The 17,833-nt window shown below is 28.9% G+C and carries 13 protein-coding genes and 3 pseudogenes; 8 read left to right on the forward strand and 8 right to left on the reverse strand.

Going from position 1 to position 17,833, the window contains the following annotated elements; genetic code table 11:
- Nucleotides 1–121: 121 nt before the first annotated feature.
- A complete protein-coding gene (locus ACTG45_RS17360) occupies nucleotides 122–1,033 on the reverse strand; it encodes a conserved phage C-terminal domain-containing protein (protein WP_479919495.1) in 912 nt (303 codons plus the stop codon).
- 576 nt (nucleotides 1,034–1,609) lie between these two features.
- Between ACTG45_RS17360 and ACTG45_RS17365 the strand changes: the two genes are divergently transcribed.
- The 7 genes and pseudogenes from ACTG45_RS17365 to ACTG45_RS17395 all read left to right on the forward strand — a co-directional run.
- Entirely contained in the window at nucleotides 1,610–2,530 is a 921-nt protein-coding gene (locus tag ACTG45_RS17365) for an AraC family transcriptional regulator (protein ID WP_479919496.1), read from the forward strand.
- An 85-nt stretch (nucleotides 2,531–2,615) separates the two neighbouring features.
- Entirely contained in the window at nucleotides 2,616–5,036 is a 2,421-nt protein-coding gene (locus tag ACTG45_RS17370) for an excinuclease ABC subunit UvrA (RefSeq protein ID WP_479919497.1), read from the forward strand.
- Nucleotides 5,036–6,058, forward strand: coding sequence for a serine hydrolase domain-containing protein (locus ACTG45_RS17375; protein ID WP_479919498.1), 1,023 nt, complete (start codon nucleotides 5,036–5,038; stop codon nucleotides 6,056–6,058). The genes ACTG45_RS17370 and ACTG45_RS17375 overlap by 1 nt, the downstream gene beginning before the upstream one ends.
- Nucleotides 6,059–6,154: 96 nt before the next feature.
- Nucleotides 6,155–6,901 carry a MerR family transcriptional regulator gene (locus tag ACTG45_RS17380; RefSeq protein WP_479919499.1) on the forward strand — a complete coding sequence of 249 codons (747 nt, stop codon included), beginning with the start codon at nucleotides 6,155–6,157 and terminating at the stop codon, nucleotides 6,899–6,901.
- An 85-nt stretch (nucleotides 6,902–6,986) separates the two neighbouring features.
- Nucleotides 6,987–7,751 (forward strand): annotated as a pseudogene (locus ACTG45_RS17385) (MFS transporter); the annotation flags it as partial.
- Nucleotides 7,752–8,367: 616 nt separating this feature from the next.
- Nucleotides 8,368–9,477 carry an IS200/IS605 family element RNA-guided endonuclease TnpB gene (gene tnpB, locus ACTG45_RS17390; RefSeq protein ID WP_479919500.1) on the forward strand — a complete coding sequence of 370 codons (1,110 nt, stop codon included), beginning with the start codon at nucleotides 8,368–8,370 and terminating at the stop codon, nucleotides 9,475–9,477.
- Nucleotides 9,478–9,598: 121 nt separating this feature from the next.
- A pseudogene (locus ACTG45_RS17395) lies at nucleotides 9,599–10,096 on the forward strand (MFS transporter); the annotation flags it as partial.
- 126 nt (nucleotides 10,097–10,222) lie between these two features.
- Here the strand turns inward: ACTG45_RS17395 and ACTG45_RS17400 are convergent.
- From ACTG45_RS17400 to ACTG45_RS17415, 4 genes are read right to left on the reverse strand one after another with little or no spacing between them, the layout of a single operon-like run.
- Nucleotides 10,223–11,233, reverse strand: coding sequence for an ABC transporter permease (locus ACTG45_RS17400; protein WP_021386158.1), 1,011 nt, complete (start codon nucleotides 11,231–11,233; stop codon nucleotides 10,223–10,225).
- Nucleotides 11,234–11,238: 5 nt separating this feature from the next.
- The gene (locus ACTG45_RS17405) at nucleotides 11,239–12,267 is read right to left on the reverse strand and encodes an ABC transporter permease (RefSeq protein ID WP_021386145.1); all 1,029 of its coding nucleotides are present in this window, start codon (nucleotides 12,265–12,267) and stop codon (nucleotides 11,239–11,241) included.
- The gene (locus ACTG45_RS17410; protein ID WP_021386155.1) at nucleotides 12,267–13,112 is read right to left on the reverse strand and encodes an ABC transporter ATP-binding protein; all 846 of its coding nucleotides are present in this window, start codon (nucleotides 13,110–13,112) and stop codon (nucleotides 12,267–12,269) included. Before ACTG45_RS17410 ends, ACTG45_RS17405 begins: the two co-directional genes overlap by 1 nt.
- A complete protein-coding gene (locus ACTG45_RS17415) occupies nucleotides 13,109–13,237 on the reverse strand; it encodes a hypothetical protein (protein ID WP_021386161.1) in 129 nt (42 codons plus the stop codon). The genes ACTG45_RS17410 and ACTG45_RS17415 overlap by 4 nt, the downstream gene beginning before the upstream one ends.
- Nucleotides 13,238–13,445: 208 nt before the next feature.
- Here ACTG45_RS17415 and ACTG45_RS17420 point away from each other — a divergent pair.
- Nucleotides 13,446–14,845, forward strand: a pseudogene (locus ACTG45_RS17420) (IS3 family transposase).
- Nucleotides 14,846–15,053: 208 nt separating this feature from the next.
- On the opposite strand, the gene ACTG45_RS17425 reads toward ACTG45_RS17420, so the two are convergent.
- From ACTG45_RS17425 to ACTG45_RS17435, 3 genes are all read right to left on the reverse strand, one after another.
- Entirely contained in the window at nucleotides 15,054–16,184 is a 1,131-nt protein-coding gene (locus ACTG45_RS17425) for a sensor histidine kinase (protein ID WP_021386148.1), read from the reverse strand.
- A complete protein-coding gene (locus tag ACTG45_RS17430; protein ID WP_021386163.1) occupies nucleotides 16,181–16,852 on the reverse strand; it encodes a response regulator transcription factor in 672 nt (223 codons plus the stop codon). Before ACTG45_RS17430 ends, ACTG45_RS17425 begins: the two co-directional genes overlap by 4 nt.
- A 162-nt stretch (nucleotides 16,853–17,014) precedes the next feature.
- Entirely contained in the window at nucleotides 17,015–17,665 is a 651-nt protein-coding gene (locus ACTG45_RS17435; RefSeq protein ID WP_479917576.1) for a YidC/Oxa1 family membrane protein insertase, read from the reverse strand.
- Between the last annotated feature and the right edge of the window lie 168 nt (nucleotides 17,666–17,833).

The raw sequence follows: 17,833 nt of genomic DNA on the forward strand, positions 1-17,833 counted from the left end.
GTGTGCTTTTCTCATTTAAAAAATGCACACTATTTTTTAATATACCGTTTATTTTTGTATACTCATATTTTAAGCAACTAAAAAACAAACTAACCTCTTAATAAATATCTCTATATAACTCCTAATACATATCATCATATCCATCCCCATAATTACAGGGTTTTAAGGAACTTTCTTCACTTAAATACGACTCAAAATTACAACTAAACAAAATTGCTGGTTCTATATACATTTCCATAGGTGTATATCTCCATCTTTTTACCTTTGCCTCTATAACCTTATAAAAATCATCCAAACTATACCCTTCTTTTAATCTTTCATCTATAATATCTTTAGTTATACCTAAATCAACTTTAAAATTTTTTCCTGATTCATTGTTTAATTTTTTTATAATAACTTCATGAATAGTTTCTAAAACTCCACAAGTCGATTCTTCATTTGATTCTTCAAGGGTATTTTTTTTAAAATTCTTTTTATTTAAATTGTTTTTTAATAACTCTTTTTTCTTTGTCTCATTTTCTGTTTCACACCCTGTATCAATTACCCACTCATAATCTTTGTCTATACTATATTCATCTATACAGCCGTATGTGCTGGTATTATTGGTTTTGAACAACTCATCTCTATGCTTATGTTTCATTGTTTTTTGATTATTGTTAATAGTTCCGTTAATATATTTCTCTATATTTGTGAAAATATCACTATTTTTTCCTACAACCCCTGTATTACTATCTTCAGAACATACATAACTATACACAGAACAACAATTTCCCTTTACTCCTCTACTTATTAATCTCAATATACCTAAATCTATAAATTCATTTACAAGTCTACTTATTGTAGATATAGATACATCAAGGTCAGATGCAGCTTTTCTTAATGTAATCATAAATTGCCCTCTTGGCAAAGTTCCTTTTAATCTTTGTATATTTTCTTTTCTCATTATATAATGATTAAATCTGATTCTATTTACATCACTTCGTTCATTAAAATACAATACCGCTGAATTTAATTGATAAAAGCCATTACTCATATTCCCACTCCTCCAATTTGAATAAATATTTGTTTGTAAAATTTTTTAGATTTCTAAATAACTTATTAAATTATTATTTTTATTAAAAAGAATTCTTTGATATTTTTATTTTAAACTTTTAATCATATTAAGTTAATGGTGCAGATTTAACTTTTTTATTTAAACAATAAGTGTAATATTATTTTTAATATAAAGATTTTATTAAACTTATCATATAATTTTTTAATATTATTTTATCTTCTCTATATTTTTCTGCTGTGTACTAAACTCTAATTCATATCTTAACTTGTTTATATTATGATTTATTTAAATTATGGTTTATTCATATAATAATTTGTCACTGCCATAAACTATATATTTATATAAATACGCAATCAAAAATAAATCACTATGCTATACTAATTATTACGAAGATTATACTGATAGCTACAAAAACAACTATAAGGAGCTTTATACTTTTTATTAAACACAAGAAAAATGTATAACACCTTATTCATTATAAATTACAAATACCTAAAATTTTATGTATTATCAATTAGTTAATATACATATTTTACACAATGAGGAGGAATAGTTATGACAAACTCTAAAAGTAGAACAGAATATCTAAATCGTATTTGCAAAGTACAAGACTATATAGAAGAACATTTGCATGAACCTCTTTCTCTTGATGAACTTTCCAACATAGCAGGGTTTTCAAAGTTTCATTTTCATAGAATTTTCAAAGCCATAGAAAAAGAAACTTTGTCTCAGTATGTAAATAGGCTAAAATTAGAAAACGCAACTTCTTTTCTTATTCACCGCCCTGATATGACAATTACTGATATTGCACATTACTTTGGCTTTACTGATTCTGCTGTTTTTTCTAGAGCATTTAAAAATTATTATAAAATAAGCCCTATAAAATATAGAAATAATTATAGCAAGAATTGCAAAGAACCATATAAAATTTCTCAGTACAATAGAAGCATATCAAAACCTAAATGTAAGAATATTAGAGAGGTTAAGGGTGAAATTGAAATTCTAGAACTTGGTAATATGAACACCATTTACACTAGATATACTGGTTCATATGGTAATCTAACCAGTACTTTCCCAAAACTTTTAGAAAAGCTATTCATATATGCAAGTGAGCAGAATCTACTTGGACTTGAAAATACAAAAATATTAGCCATCTATCATGATAATCCACAATTTACACAGGAGCACCAATTAAGGACTAGTATTTGTATGACAATTCCAGACAGCAAAGTTGTAAAAGAAAATGATACTCTTGGCAATATGATAATACCTTCTGGAAAGTATCTTGTGGGACATTTCGATATTTCAAAATACGAATACAGTGATGCGTGGGATTTTATGTATAGAGAATGGCTATCAAATGGCAATTACAAGCTACGTGCATCCTTTCCTTTTGAAGTATATCTTAATAACCCAAATAATCACCCTCAAAATAGGCACTTAGTCGATATATATTTGCCAATAGAACCTTTTTAAATAACTTCGTATAAATTATTCTTGTATTAAGGGTTCATAATCCATATTTTATGGTTTGATAAGATTGATAAAATGAGGTGAACCAATGAAAGAAATAAAAATTAATGGAGCTAAGATACACAATCTTAAAAATATAGATGTTTCTATCCCAAAAGACAAACTTGTTGTTGCAACAGGTGTCAGTGGCTCAGGTAAATCCAGCCTTATGTTTGACATTGTATTTGAGGAGGGGCGTAAACAATATCTGCAATCTTTAGGTATACTTTCAGGTATTGATAAGGAAGATAAATTTGATAATATTCAAGGCCTAGCTCCTACTATAGCTGTTCAACAAAATATTATTCGTCAAAGTAATCCTCGTTCAACAGTAGGTACAAGAACCAATATACTTAATATGCTTACACTATTGTACTCAGCAGAGGGACAGATAATGTGTACAATGTGTAATACTCCTTTAGGCACCAATCTAGTTTGCAATAATTGTGGTCATGAAGAAGAACGATTGAGACCAAGTTATTTCTCATACAACTCTTCAGATGGAATGTGTATGAAATGTTCTGGACATGGAGCATACTTTGAGATTAATATTGAAAAGTTAGTCTTTGATAAACACGATACCCTAAAACAAGTCTTGGATAGAGCAAAAATTACACCAGGATATTTGAGAGTATTCTCTAAAAAATTCAACGATTATTTAGAGATACAATTCTTACAATTACCTGAAGAAATAAAAAATGAAGTACTCTATGGTCACTATGAAAATGGCAAAAAAAGTTCCTCTTTATCAAAGCTATTTCACAACCGTTACAAAAGGGGTGAGGATTTGAATGGAGTTTACACTATGACTGCTTGTTCTGAGTGTCAAGGCTTTAAGATTGGTGAAGAAGCACGTGGAGTACTCTTAAATGGAAAACATATTGGTGAACTTGGAAAAATGACTATTTTAGAAATTGATGAGTTCCTTAAAATCTTATTAGGTCAAGGGAATTTAAATACATTTGGTACAAACCTTATAAATGATATTTTATCCAAAACAAGACATCTAATAGAATCACGATTAGGTCATTTATCCTTATACAGAGAGATGTCAACTTTAAGTGGTGGAGAAATTCAAAGACTATTTTTAAATTCACATCTTGATTCAGAGATGGATTCATTAATTTATGTACTTGATGAGCCAACTGCTGGATTACATGAATCAGAAAAAATAGACATTTTAAAATCAATAAAAAAACTTAAAGACTTAGGAAATACAGTTATAGTCGTTGAACATGATAGAAATACAATTGAAATGGCAGAACATATTATTGATATTGGTCCAAAGGCTGGTATTGAAGGTGGACAACTAATTTATCAAGGAGATTTAAATGGTCTACTTAAATCAGACAAGTCAATTACTGGACAATATTTATCAGGAAAATGCTCAATGCCTAACAGAGCAACCTCTAGAAATATTGATAGTATTGATAAAATGCCTTGTATAACTGTTCAAAATGCAAATACAAACAACCTTAAAAATGTAACAGTGTCAATGCCTTTGGGTTCTATGGTTGGAATATCTGGTAAATCAGGTAGTGGAAAGAGTTCACTTATATCAGACACCCTACTCCCTCTTCTTAGAAGTCACTTTAATAACCATACTATCAATAGTCAATCAAGTGTCCTAGAGAGTGAAATAAGTGATGAAGATGATTATGCAGTTGTTGAGACTATAGCAGATAGATTAATAGGTACTAAGTATATTTCTGGATATTCAGAAATATCTCAATCTCCTATTGGCAAAAATATGAATTCAACTCCTGCTTCTTATATTGGTATATGGGATAAGATACGTACATTATTTGCAAATCAGTCAGAATCAATAAATAGAGGATTTACAGCTGGTCATTTTTCATTTAATTCTAAAGGAGCTTGCTCTAAATGTAGTGGTAGTGGATATGAAAAGGTCTGGCTGGGTAATAACTTAAGCATCGACCATATATGCAGCGAATGTCATGGAAAGAGGTTTAATGATGAGTCTTTATCCATTAAATATAAAAATAAAAATATTCATGATGTTTTAAATATGAGTGTCTCTGAAGCTGTAAATTTCTTTGAAGATATGCCAAATATTGTTTCACACTTAAAGGTACTGGAACAAATAGGTATGGGATATATAAAATTGGGTCAACCCACACCTACTTTAAGTGGAGGTGAATCTCAAAGAGTCAAACTCGCAAAAGAAATTGGTAAAAAACGAAATGGTAATATCCTTTATGTATTGGATGAGCCAACTACTGGTCTAAGTCTATATGATACTGCCAAACTAATTCAACTGTTGGATGAGTTAGTAGCAAATGGAAACTCTGTAATTGTTGTTGAACATGATATAGATGTTTTAAATGTTTGCGACTGGATTGTTGAACTTGGTCCAGAAGGTGGTGATAAAGGAGGCTATATAATTGCAGAAGGCTCCCCTAAAACTCTAAAAGAAAATCCAAACTCTATAACAGGAAGGTACCTATAATGAATAAAAATAGTTGCTTAGATTTGACATTTGAAAGTATAGAACCCTCAAATGTTGGTATGAGTTCAAAAAAACTTTCACAACTTGAACCTCTAATAATCTCTCAGTACAACAATATAAATGGAATAATTATCGCAAGAAAAGGAAATATCGTATTTGAAAAATATTATAATGGTTATAATATTGATGATACTTTTCATGTTGCATCAGTTACAAAAAGTGTTATATCAGCTTTAATAGGTATCGCAATAGACAAAGGATATATAAAAGATGTTGACCAAAAAGTTGTTGATTTTTTTCCTGAATATACTTGTAGTCCTACTGAAATATGTAAAAAGGCAGTAACTATACGTCATCTACTTACAATGACTGCACCATACCCTTTTAAAAATAATACTGAGTCATTAGAGAGATTTTGTAAACAGAAAGATTGGATAAAATATGCCTTAAATCAACTTGGTCAAAAAGGTGATATTGGTACTTTCAAATACTCTTCAGCTGGAACGCATCTACTTTCAGCTATTATCACAAAGACTACAGGAAAATCTGCTCGTGAATTTGCTAATGAATACTTATTTAAACCTATTGGTATGAAAGAGATACCAGATTATGATATGAACGGCTTTGGCTTTGAAGATTTATTTGGAAAAAATCTTAAGGGTTGGGCAAAAGATAGACAAGGTAATTCTACAGGTGGATGGGGACTTATGTTGAGCGCTAGAGATATGTTACGATTTGGTTTTCTATATTTAAATAAAGGTATTTGGAATAATAAAAGTATTATATCTAAATCATGGATTGAAGAGTCTGTCAAAATGAATACCAATGAGTATGGTTACCTATGGTGGCTATGTAAAAAAGATGGAGTTTTATGGTATTCAGCAATGGGAGCTGGAGGAAATGCTATCTGTTGTATTCCACAATATGACTTAGTGATAGCTATCCCATCTAAGATAGTTTTTAAACCTCATGACAGATGGGATTTTATTCAAAAGCACATACTTACATCTATGATAGATTAACTATATCACAAATAGCGAAACCCTCCACTATAACACCAGACTTTGGTTTAGTGATATTATGATTGATACTATATACATAAAAGGAGATGAATACTAATGGAGACTTACACAACATCAGAGGTAGCAGAATTAATTGGTGTACATCCTAATACTGTGCGTTTATATGAGGAACTCAACTTAATACCTAGACCCAAGCGTAATACAAATGGTTATCGTATCTTTAATGATTTTCATATAGAACAATTTAGATTTGCTCGTACAGCCTTAAAAATTGAAGTTCTACAAAGAGGATTGAGAAAAAATGCTCTTGAGATTATTAAAACGTCAGCAAATAGAGATTTTGACAAGGCTATTTGTCTTGTAAATCACTACTTGCAACAATTAGAAATAGAAAAATCTAATGCTGAAGAAGCACTCACTATTGTCACTCAGATTTTAAATGGAAATTCTCAGGAAACAAATAAACTATTTTTAACTAGAAAAGAAACTGCAGAACACTTAAATGTTACAATAGATACTCTAAGAAACTGGGAAATGAATGGTTTGCTAAAAGTAAAAAGAAAACAAAATGGTTATCGTGTATATACTGATGAAGATATAAAGAGACTTAAAATTATCAGTTCACTTCGTTTAGCAAACTATTCTCTTTCATCTATTTTACGAATGTTAAATGCTTTGTCTTGTAATCCTGATACTAATATCAAAGTTGTCATTGACACTCCAAAAGATGACGATGAAATTATTTCAGTATGTGACAAATTGATAACTTCGTTGAAAGAAGCTGAGCATAATGCAAAAACCATGAAGTCCCATCTTCAAATTATGAAAAAACAATTTTCTTAACCCTACACTCTAACTCCAGACTTTGATTTGTGTGTTATCCTTAAGAACGAGAAAAATTCAACACACAAATCAAAGGAGGAATAGAATGGAAAACAAAAATACTCACTCTACATGGAAGAAAAAAGTAATCACATTTCTAGCAAGTCAATATATTTCTTTATTTGGCTCATCACTTGTACAGATGGCTCTAATATGGTATGTCACACTTCAAACATCATCAGGTATATGGGTAACAGTTTTAACTGTATGTTCCTTTATACCTCAAATGATAATTTCTTTTTTTGCTGGGGTATGGGCAGACTACTACAATAGAAAAGTACTCATAATTGTATCAGATGCAATAATTGCCATCTCTACATTAGTTCTAATCATATTTATGATGTCATCAACTGGAACAAAAAATGAATTGATAGCCATAGCAATAGTATCTGTTATACGTTCTCTAGGAAGTGGTGTGCAGACACCTGCTGTAAATGCAATGATTCCTCAACTTGTACCAGAAGAACACTTAATGCGTTTTAATGGCATAAATGGTAGTCTACAATCTATAGTACAATTTATAGTTCCTATTGTAGCTGCAGCAATACTTAGCTTTGGTAACCAAATAAATCAAGTTCTTTTAATCGATGTATTCACTGCAATTATTGCTATTGTATTGTTGATATTTATCAAGATTCCTAAGCATAACATACCAAAACAAGTTGAAAAAGCATCATTTTTTACGGATATGGTGTCAGGAATAAACTACTGCTTTTCAGATAAATTCATTAGAAAGATACTTTTTAGTTATGGAGCTTTTATGTTTCTTTGTGTTCCATCAGGATTCCTTATAGGACTGTTGATTGAAAAATAGCTACGCACACTTGTGACTTTAGTCATGAGTTAGTAGCTAAAATAGTCAGCATATAGGGAAACTTATATGTAGAGATAGGATAGAACCTATCCAATACTACTTGAATTGCTGGAAACCCCTAAAGCTAACCAAACTAAAACATAAGGATGAAATAAACCTAAGTGTGAAAGTTACGAAAGTAGAAAAAATTGGTTAGATGGTATAAGGTTAAACCCTAAGTACTTTAAAATGGGCAATCAGCAGGTAAGCTCCGAATAGGAGAAACTTCAACGACTATTCCTCCTGAGGGAAGTACACTACAAGCTATCGGTAGTGGAAGTGGGTAGACCTTAACGGATAATGCCGAAGGATAAGATATAGTCTGTGCTTGCATGAAAGTGTAAGAAGTTCATAAGAGAACTGCATAGGTAGTAGCGAACTTATGTGAACGACAACCTCAAAAATGATAAAAGTTAGGACTTACGGTTCTTAAATATGTTATTTAAAAATAAATATAAAAACCTTCGAAATAATTGTTTTAAATAATTACGTTTGTTAATATTATAATGGGTGATGAAAAATAGAAGTTACTCGGATATGTATATTAATAATCATAAAAAACAATTAAAGTGAGGTGATAGTAGTGGAAAAAGCTTATAAGTTTAGAATGTATCCAAATAAAAAACAGCAAGAGTTAATTAACAAAACTTTTGGATGTTGTAGATTTGTATATAATAAGTATCTTGCTAAAAAAATAGAAGTTTATGAAAATAATAAAGAAACTTTTACTTATAAACAGTGTAGTTCTGATTTGACCAATTTAAAAAGAGAATTAGAGTGGCTTAAAGAGCCTGACAAATTTTCACTACAAAACACCTTAAAAGATTTAGAAAACGCATATAAAAAATTCTTTAAAGAAAATGTAGGATTTCCTAAATTTAAATCAAAGAAAACTAATAGGTTTTCATATAGAACTAACTTTACAAATGGAAATATTATGCACCTTGGTCAATATATAAAATTACCTAAACTTGGTATGGTTAAAGTAAGGGATAAACAAGTACCTCAAGGGAGAATACTTAATGCTACAGTATCCAAAGAACCAAGTGGTAAATATTATGTATCATTATGTTGTACTGATATAGATATTAAAGCATTTGAAAATACTAATAATCAGATAGGTTTAGATTTAGGAATTAAAGAATTTTGTATCTCAAGTTGTGGAGAATTTATAGAAAATCCTAAGTATCTTCTAAAGTCATTAAACAAACTTGCTAAATTACAAAGAGAATTATCAAGAAAAACAATTGGTAGTTTAAATAGAAATAAAGCAAGATTAAAAGTTGCAAGACTTCAAGAATATATAGCTAATCAAAGGAAGGATTTTCTACAAAAACTATCTACTAAATTAATACGAGAGAATAATATTATTTGTATAGAGGATTTACAAGTAAAGAATATGACTAGAAATAGTAAACTATCTCGCTTAATTTCTGATGTGTCATGGTCAGAATTTGTTCGTCAATTAGAATACAAGGCTAATTGGTATGGTAGACAAATTGTAAAGGTAGGTAAATTCTTTGCAAGTTCACAAATATGCAATAAATGTGGGTACAAAAACGAGGAAATGAAGAATTTAAATATAAGAGAATGGATTTGTCCTTGTTGTAATGTAACTCACGATAGAGATATAAATGCAAGTATAAATATACTAAAAGAAGGACTAAGACTAATAACAGTTTAAAATAAATAACTTATGTAAGAACCGTAGGAACTACGGGGATAGCCTGTGGAGAGTTTGTAAGACATATTTTAGTATGCAAAATTCTATGAAGCAGGAACCCTGTGACTTTAGTCATGGGAGGTTCAGTGAACGTACATTTGGTAGAGGTTATATCTATCTGTCCATTATTGAAATGATTGGATTTTTGGGTATGGTTTTAGGTGGATTGATTATAGGAATATTTGGTGGCTTTAAAAACAGAAACAAGACTTTTTTCTTAGCAATATTATCTTATGCTGTTTTTTCAATTATTTTAGGTTTTGTAACACAGGCATGGCAATTTTTTATATTTATGTTTTTTACCAATTTTTCAATCCCAATTATTCAAGCATCAGCTATGACTATGTTACAAGAACATGTAGAACCACAAATGCAAGGTCGAGTGCTTGGTTTACCTATTATTATATATACTGGCTTCATACCTCTTGGTATGATGATTTTCGGACCAATGGCGGATATAATATCTATTAATAATTTAATCATAATAGCAGGTACTATACTCTTATTTTTTGCCTTTTCTATTCCCTACTCAAAACAGTTTTATAAGCAAGGTATATTTAAGTCAAAAGAATCTAAATAATATATATTAAAATAATAATACCTCCGTTTCAATTTATATCAATAGTTGAATTTACTACAGAAACGGAGGTAAACAAAAATATTTATATCGTTCAAGTATCTACTAAATTATGCTAAGTACATTTCATTATCTACTAAAAGATAAAGTTCTTTTTTTATCTAAAATCATATACAAAATAAGCCATGCTATACAATGTACAACTAAAATTATAACGTCTTTTACAACAATAGAATTTCCATTAATAATCCCCATAATCCCATTAAATGTGGCTACTGATGGCATCATATAACATAAATTACCTATACCACTCATATCAACTCCTAAGATATATATTAATAAAGGTGCACCTATAAATAAAATCATTATTATTTTAATATAAACAATTCCTACCATAAGACCTTCTGAAAACTTACCAATAAATAGACCTATCAATGATGAAATAAATGATGAAAATACAACAAGTGACAACATCATTACCATATCTAATACCAAGATATCCAAACATATAAATACAGTTATCATTGAAGATAAACACCCACACAAAAAACCCAAAGATATTTTCTGTATAATATATTTACTTCTACTCTGTGGTAAAACTTCATTTATAAATGATATTCCATCTTCTTTTTCAGATATAATATTCATTGCATTAAAGGTACATCCCATAAACATAGCTGTAATTAGAATCATAGTAATAAAAATATTTTGAAATTCTTTTAAAACATTGTCTTTGGGTAATATTGTAACATCAGAATTTTTTAAATCCCCCCTTAGTCTAAAAACATTTGGTAATCTCTTTCCTACATTTTTTATAGCATTAATTTCATCTCCATAAAGTATAGTTTTAATCCCTTTACCATCACTGATAACTCCAATTGTATCTGTTTTAATATTCTTAATTTCATTTATTAAATGCTTCTCTGTTTGATATAAGCTTACTGTACCATATCTTTTTAACCACTGCTCTGTTTCTATGGAGAGTGTATTTTTTACTATTCCGAAGTGTAATTCTCCTATTGAAGACATATCAATTGTTCCCATAAAATTTATTAAAATTGCCATAACAACTGGTAAGAAGAAGGAAATTATGCAAATTTTATCTTTTCTTATACTCTTTAACTGATAACGTAATCCCATCAATATTATCCCTCCCTAATCAATTCTTTATTAAAAATACTTTTTACAATAAAAAACAAGACTATTATTATCAAAGAACACAAAATGAAATATATTGATTCACTTGAAACATTTGTAAAAAACGCATTTTTAAGTTGACTATAAACGTGATAAAAAGGATGATATTTAATCCAATTTATTTCAAAGGATGTATTTGCAGACAAAAATACAGGTGTAGTTATAAATACAGCAAGCAGAAGATATGCAAGAGAAAACTGTTTAAAATCCCTCAATAACATTGAACATCCAAACCCAATCAAAGACATAATAATTGATAAAATAGCAACTTGAACTAATATTTGAGGTAGTATTTTTACGCCTTCAGAAATCCCAATGTTAAGTGCTACTAAAAGAACTGTAAAACATAAGTCACATATCAAAAAAATAAATAACTTTGACGATATAAAAAGACTTCTTTTTACAGGTAAAATACCAGTAATACGCATTACCCCCATCTGCTTTTCTTTAAACAGTAAAGAGGCAATCCCAAGAAATCCAATAGCTACAATTTCAAAGAATAAAATCTCACAAGTCATTTCTTTTCTTAGCCTTATTTCAGTTGTATCTTTATCATCTATTTGAATCATTCCATTGTTATCTAACCCTTTAGTATTATTATCTTTTTCTGATTCCAACAAAGACAATGCATAATCAGCTCTATAATTATCAACGCCTTTAATCCCTTCATGTAAAATTACTTTTTGCTTATTATCACTTATATCAATGCCAACTGCATTCGTATCTTCACCCAGTTTTGATTTTAATTCATCTATAGAAAAAACTCGATGAATTAATGGAGATACGTCCATACTTGTATTCTTGGGATTATACAAATATACACTATTATGATAGCTATCCTCATCCATAAATCTTACATATCCAAAGTTAATGTAACATGAATAAAGAATGAGAGAAGCAAGTGTTAGTACAAAAAATTTACCATAAATCATCATCCAGAAATCTTTTTTTATTAAGGTAAAAAATTTAGAATACATTACTCTAACATCCTTCCTGTGTATTTTATAAAAACTCCTTCTAATGTAGGCTCTTTAGAATGTACACTTAAGATTTCATCATGTTTAAAAGTTATTCCATATTTCAGCTCCTGTATATCTAAAATTTTGATATCACGTTTTCCATTATAAATAAATTCTACTTCGACTTTATCATTACTATTTTGTATTTTTAAATTTTTAGGGCTATCTATTGTTATAATCTTACCATCTGCTATAAAAGCCACTGTATTACACATTAAATCCGCATCCTGCATATTGTGTGTAGTTAAAAATATAGTTGTTCCTTTTTTTCGTTCTTCTTCAATAATCTTGCGAAATAATACAGCTCCAGATGGGTCAAGCCCACTAGTAGGCTCATCCAAAAACAATAATCTTGGATTACTGACTAATGCTCTTGCCATACTAATACGTTGCTTCATCCCTTTTGAATAAGATGATACAGGCTTATTTATAAACTCTTTCTTAAACTCTAACAAATCTAAAAGCTCATATATATCTCTCCTCTGATTTTTAGGATAAAAAGATGAAAAATATTCTAGATTATCAATTGCACTTAAGTTTGTATATAAGTAAGGGAATTCAAATAAAACACCAATCTTTTGATATAAAGATTCTGTATATGTTTCAACTTCCTTGCCAAAAAGTGACACTCGACCATTATATCCTTTTAAAACTCCATTTAAGATTTTTTGTGTTGTGGATTTTCCTGAGCCATTAGGTCCAAGAAATCCAAATATCTCCCCTTCTTTCACTTCAAAATTAAGCCCATGTAATATCTGTTTATCCTTTCCATAGGAAAATGTCAAATCTTTGACTTTTATCATATCTCATCTCCTCCTTCATCATTTTTTTCTTTTTGTCTTTTATCCCACCACTTTACAAATTTAATTTTAAATGGAATAGAAATTAATACTATCAATATAATAATTAACCATGTAGACCATCTCATAAGTACTCCTCCCTCTCTTCTTTATTTAATTACTCTTCTAATCTTTTTATTTAACTTATTTTATTTCCAGCCTGTGAAATCGAAGTGTCTCTATTGTGAAATCGAGGTGAAATAAATATATTTTCATCATTTTAACAATGAAAAAGAGGCTTATCTGTACTGCACCCCAATTGTTGGACTAAAAATCTAACGATTGGGGTGTTTCTATATGGCTAAATACGATTTTAATTTCAAATTAAAAGTAGTTAAATCCTATTTAAATAAAGAAGGAGGATATGTTTCAATAGCAAAACAACATGGAGTTGCTAACCATTCTCAAGTTGAAAGATGGGTTAATACATATAATACATTAGGAGAGAATGGACTAAAAAGAAAAAATAAAAATACTTTCTATACTATACAGTTCAAGCTAGATGTTATAAACTATATGATAACAACTAAATCCAGTGCACAAGAAGTCGCTAACCACTTTGGAATGAACAATAGTACACTTATAGCAATATGGAAACAAAAATTTTTACATGGTGGTGTCGATGCCTTGTCTAAAATGAAAGGAAGACCATCAATGAATAAAAACAAAAACACTAAAGAAAAAAATAAATTAACAAGAGAACAAGAATTAGAATATGAAAATAAACTTTTAAAAGCGGAGCTTGCATTTCTAAAAAAGTTGCGTGCTTCAGGGATGAATGTTCCCGAAAGGTTAAAAAACAATACGAAGCAAAAGTAATTTATGATCTTCGTAAGGAGTTTAAACTCTCCATTATTCTTGAAGCTACTAAATTTCCTAAATCAACATAGATGTATTACCAGAAGAGATTTGATATTGAAAATCCAGATAAAGATATTGAAGAAAAAATCATGTCTATTTTTGAAGATCACAATGGCAGATATGGCTATCGCCGAATTACAGCTACATTAAAAAATAGTGGTATCGTTATTAATCAAAAGAAAGTTAGACGTATTATGAGAAAATTAGAACTTAAATGCATAGCTTTTTCTCGTAAATTACGTAAATATAATTCTTATAAAGGTACAATTGGAAAGGTAAATAATAAAATAAATAGAAGATTTAAAACATCAATTCCACATCAGAAAATAACAACTGATACATCAGAATTTAAAATATATACTACTGATAAAAATGGAAATTTAATTATAAAAAAAGCATATCTTGATCCATTTTTAGATATGTTTAATGGAGAAGTTTTATCATTCAGAATCTCAGATAGACCTAACTTTAAATCAATAAGTGATGCTTTAAATGAAGCCATCAATATTACAAAAGATTGTCCTTATAGAAGAACTTTTCACTCAGACCAAGGTTGGGCATATCAAATGAATAAGTATAGCAAAACACTTAAGAAAAATAGAATATTTCAAAGTATGTCTCGTAAGGGTACATGTCTTGATAATTCTCCTATGGAAAATTTCTTTGGAATAATGAAGCAAGAAATGTATTATAGAAAAACATATAAAAGTTTCAACGAATTAAAGACAGCTATAACAGAATATATTTACTATTATAATAACAAAAGAATTAAAGAAAAATTAAATTGGCGTAGCCCTGTTAAATATAGACTTGAATATGTATCTAAAGTTACATAAAGTAAAAAAACAGGAATGAAAATTCCATTCCTGTATAAAGTCCAACTTTTGGGTCTCAGTACAATCTCTATTTGAGATAGCCCCTTTTATTAAGCTCTATCGTTATACTTTTTATGTTTTATTTCTTTTAAAATTTTTCCCTTCATTCTACATACTTAAAGTAATAAGTTTTATATCAAATCCTTATAATTTATAAATTAATATTAGCTTACTCAGCAATTGGAATTGTAAAATAAAATTCTACTCCTTTATCACGATTCTTCACTCCGTATTCTAATCCGTGCATTGTAAGTATTTGTGAAATAATCGCAAGACCTAGACCAGAACCTCCTGTACACTGAGATTGGGGGCTACGATAAAATTTAGACCAAATCTTTGAAATCTCATCTGGTTCTATAGTTCTACCATCATTATATATTTTAAATGAAAGTAAACCATTTAAGCATATAAGAGATAAGTCTAAATTTCCATTACATATAACATGTTTCTTTGCATTAATAATCAGATTTTCTATCACTTGTTCCATTCTCATTTTATCTGCCACTACAAAAACTTCATGTTCTGGCAAATCATATGTAAAATAAAAATTGACATCTGGTATATCGACTAAGAGACGCCCTGCTACAGTTTCAACAAACTCTATAAAATCAAAACATTCTAGACTAAGTTTAGAAATGCCTGCTTCTAATGAAGATAAATCTAATAATGATACAATCATATTGTTCATTCTATCCGTTTCTTCTATAATAATATTCATATAAGTTTTCTTTTTTACTTCATCAACTTCATCTATAAGCCCTTCTGTATATGCACGTACAATGCCAAGTGGAGTCTTCATTTCATGTGAAATTGTATCTACTAATTCCTTTCTTTGCTCTAATAACATCCTTTCCTTATTTACATCTTTTTCAAGTTGGATATTTGCATTTTCCAGTTCAAATAATGCTTGTTGTAGATTTGTAGACATTGTATTCAGACTTCTAGAAAGTTCTCCAAATTCATCATTAGTATTTACAGTACATGGATTAGAAAAATCAAGTTGAGACATACTCTTTGCAGATTTATTTATAGATGTGATTGGCTCTGAAATAAATTTTCCTAATAAAAAATCAATACTCATAATGAATATAACTAGTATTATAAACCAAAGCCAAAATCCAAATTTAGTATTTTTCGAAAAGTCTTCAACAATCAGGTAGAAGAATATAATTAATGCACCTGATAATTTAGAGAGAAAAAATACCTTTTTTCTAACTGAATAAAGTCCAAAATTCTTTTTAACCCAGTTTGAGATATCTACACTCTTTATTATTTTTTTAATTTTTCTTAAACTACTCATCCTTTAACCTCAAACTTGTACCCTGAACGAATTAATGTAACTATACGATGTCCTTCACTACCAAGTTTTTTACGTAAAGTTTTTATATGTGTATCTACAGTTCGTGTATTACCCTCAAATTCATATCCCCATATGCAAGTTAAAAGTTTCTCCCTAGAGAAAACTTGATTAGGATTTTCCATAAATAGATGTAATAATTCATATTCTTTGTATGTTAAATCAATTAAATTATCTTCTACATATACTTGCCTTGATGTTAGCATAATAAGTATCTTTCCTAGACTTAATGAATTTTTTGGAATATCATTAGTATATCTACGTAATAATGCATTAGCCTTTGCTAATAGTACTTTGGGACTAAATGGCTTTGTTATATAATCATCTGCACCATACTCATACCCCTTTAATTTATCTTCCTCTTCACCCTTAGCTGTCAATATAATAATAGGTATATTAGTCATTTCACGTGAAACTCTACATACTGAGAATCCATCTAAATACGGCATCATAATATCCAATATCATTAAATCTATATTATTGTTTTTTAATATTGCAAGTGCTTCAACTCCATCATCAGCAGTTATGCAAGTGTATCCTCCTTTTTGCATGTATTCTACAATAATATCTTGCATTTTTTTTTCATCTTCTACAACCAGTATTTTAGACATTTTTGTTTATCACCTCTTTTTTGTAGACTTTATTTTAGTCTATATTAATTTATTTATTTTGCAACTATTTTTAATAGTATTATTATAGTATTATTAATAAAAATAGCCTGCTAACTATATCTCATGTTAGCAGGCTAAAATATTTCTAGAATAATAAATATATTACTTTATTACTATTCTATTCTTTCGATTAAAATATATTCTAAAACAAATATCTTCAATTAATGAATAAATTGCACTTGTTATAAAGTACAGACCTATAGCTACTGGAGTTCTAACAGTCAATATAAGACTCATTATAGTAGTCACTATAGCCATTTGCTTGTTAAACTTTACTTGAGAATTCACCTTAAAATACGGTATATAATTCACCAAATTTGAAGCTAACATAATTAATGTATATATACAAGGCAGTATAAATAAGTTATCAAACGTACCTAAATTAGCAATCCATGGAATTATAATTGTTGTAAATTCCTTTGTCATATCTAGACATACATGATATAACGCATATACTACTGGCATTTGCACCAAAATTATAAGGCATCCAAGCATACTCTTCATGCTTTCTACAGAATTTACTTGTATTTGCTTTTCCAATTCTTTAGTATCATTCTTATACTTTTCTTTTATATGTTCCATTTTTTCTGCTAATTCTTGCTGTTTTTTTACAGAAAACCTTTGTTTTAATGATAGTGGCATTAGTACTAACTTAACTATTAAAGTTATAAGTACAATAGAAATTCCAAAATCTCCTGTAAAGTTAAATAATATACTTAGTAATCCTTGTAATATACTTGAAATGAAATCCATTTTATTATCTCCTTTTATTTTTAATCTTTAGACTTATAATAGATTCATTTCAAATTAAAACAGACTACAATACCTCCAAATATCATACTTTTGAAAAACGATATACTGTTTAGGCAATCTTTCTTCAGAGTATATAATTCTATTTACAAATATGTTTCTTATTAAAAC

It is taken from the genome of Clostridioides sp. LIBA-7602 (genome assembly GCF_056688945.1).

What these genes read in the sequence shown, in the direction of transcription:
- ACTG45_RS17415 (WP_021386161.1), bottom strand. Translation starts at nt 13,237, where the DNA reads ATGAGATGGTCTACATGGTTAATTATTATATTGATAGTATTAATTTCT.
- ACTG45_RS17405 (WP_021386145.1), bottom strand. Translation starts at nt 12,267, where the DNA reads ATGTATTCTAAATTTTTTACCTTAATAAAAAAAGATTTCTGGATGATG.
- ACTG45_RS17435 (WP_479917576.1), bottom strand. Translation starts at nt 17,665, where the DNA reads ATGGATTTCATTTCAAGTATATTACAAGGATTACTAAGTATATTATTT.
- ACTG45_RS17430 (WP_021386163.1), bottom strand. Translation starts at nt 16,852, where the DNA reads ATGTCTAAAATACTGGTTGTAGAAGATGAAAAAAAAATGCAAGATATT.
- ACTG45_RS17360 (WP_479919495.1), bottom strand. Translation starts at nt 1,033, where the DNA reads ATGAGTAATGGCTTTTATCAATTAAATTCAGCGGTATTGTATTTTAAT.
- ACTG45_RS17370 (WP_479919497.1), top strand. Translation starts at nt 2,616, where the DNA reads ATGAAAGAAATAAAAATTAATGGAGCTAAGATACACAATCTTAAAAAT.
- ACTG45_RS17365 (WP_479919496.1), top strand. Translation starts at nt 1,610, where the DNA reads ATGACAAACTCTAAAAGTAGAACAGAATATCTAAATCGTATTTGCAAA.
- ACTG45_RS17425 (WP_021386148.1), bottom strand. Translation starts at nt 16,184, where the DNA reads ATGAGTAGTTTAAGAAAAATTAAAAAAATAATAAAGAGTGTAGATATC.
- ACTG45_RS17400 (WP_021386158.1), bottom strand. Translation starts at nt 11,233, where the DNA reads ATGGGATTACGTTATCAGTTAAAGAGTATAAGAAAAGATAAAATTTGC.
- ACTG45_RS17375 (WP_479919498.1), top strand. Translation starts at nt 5,036, where the DNA reads ATGAATAAAAATAGTTGCTTAGATTTGACATTTGAAAGTATAGAACCC.
- ACTG45_RS17380 (WP_479919499.1), top strand. Translation starts at nt 6,155, where the DNA reads ATGGAGACTTACACAACATCAGAGGTAGCAGAATTAATTGGTGTACAT.
- ACTG45_RS17410 (WP_021386155.1), bottom strand. Translation starts at nt 13,112, where the DNA reads ATGATAAAAGTCAAAGATTTGACATTTTCCTATGGAAAGGATAAACAG.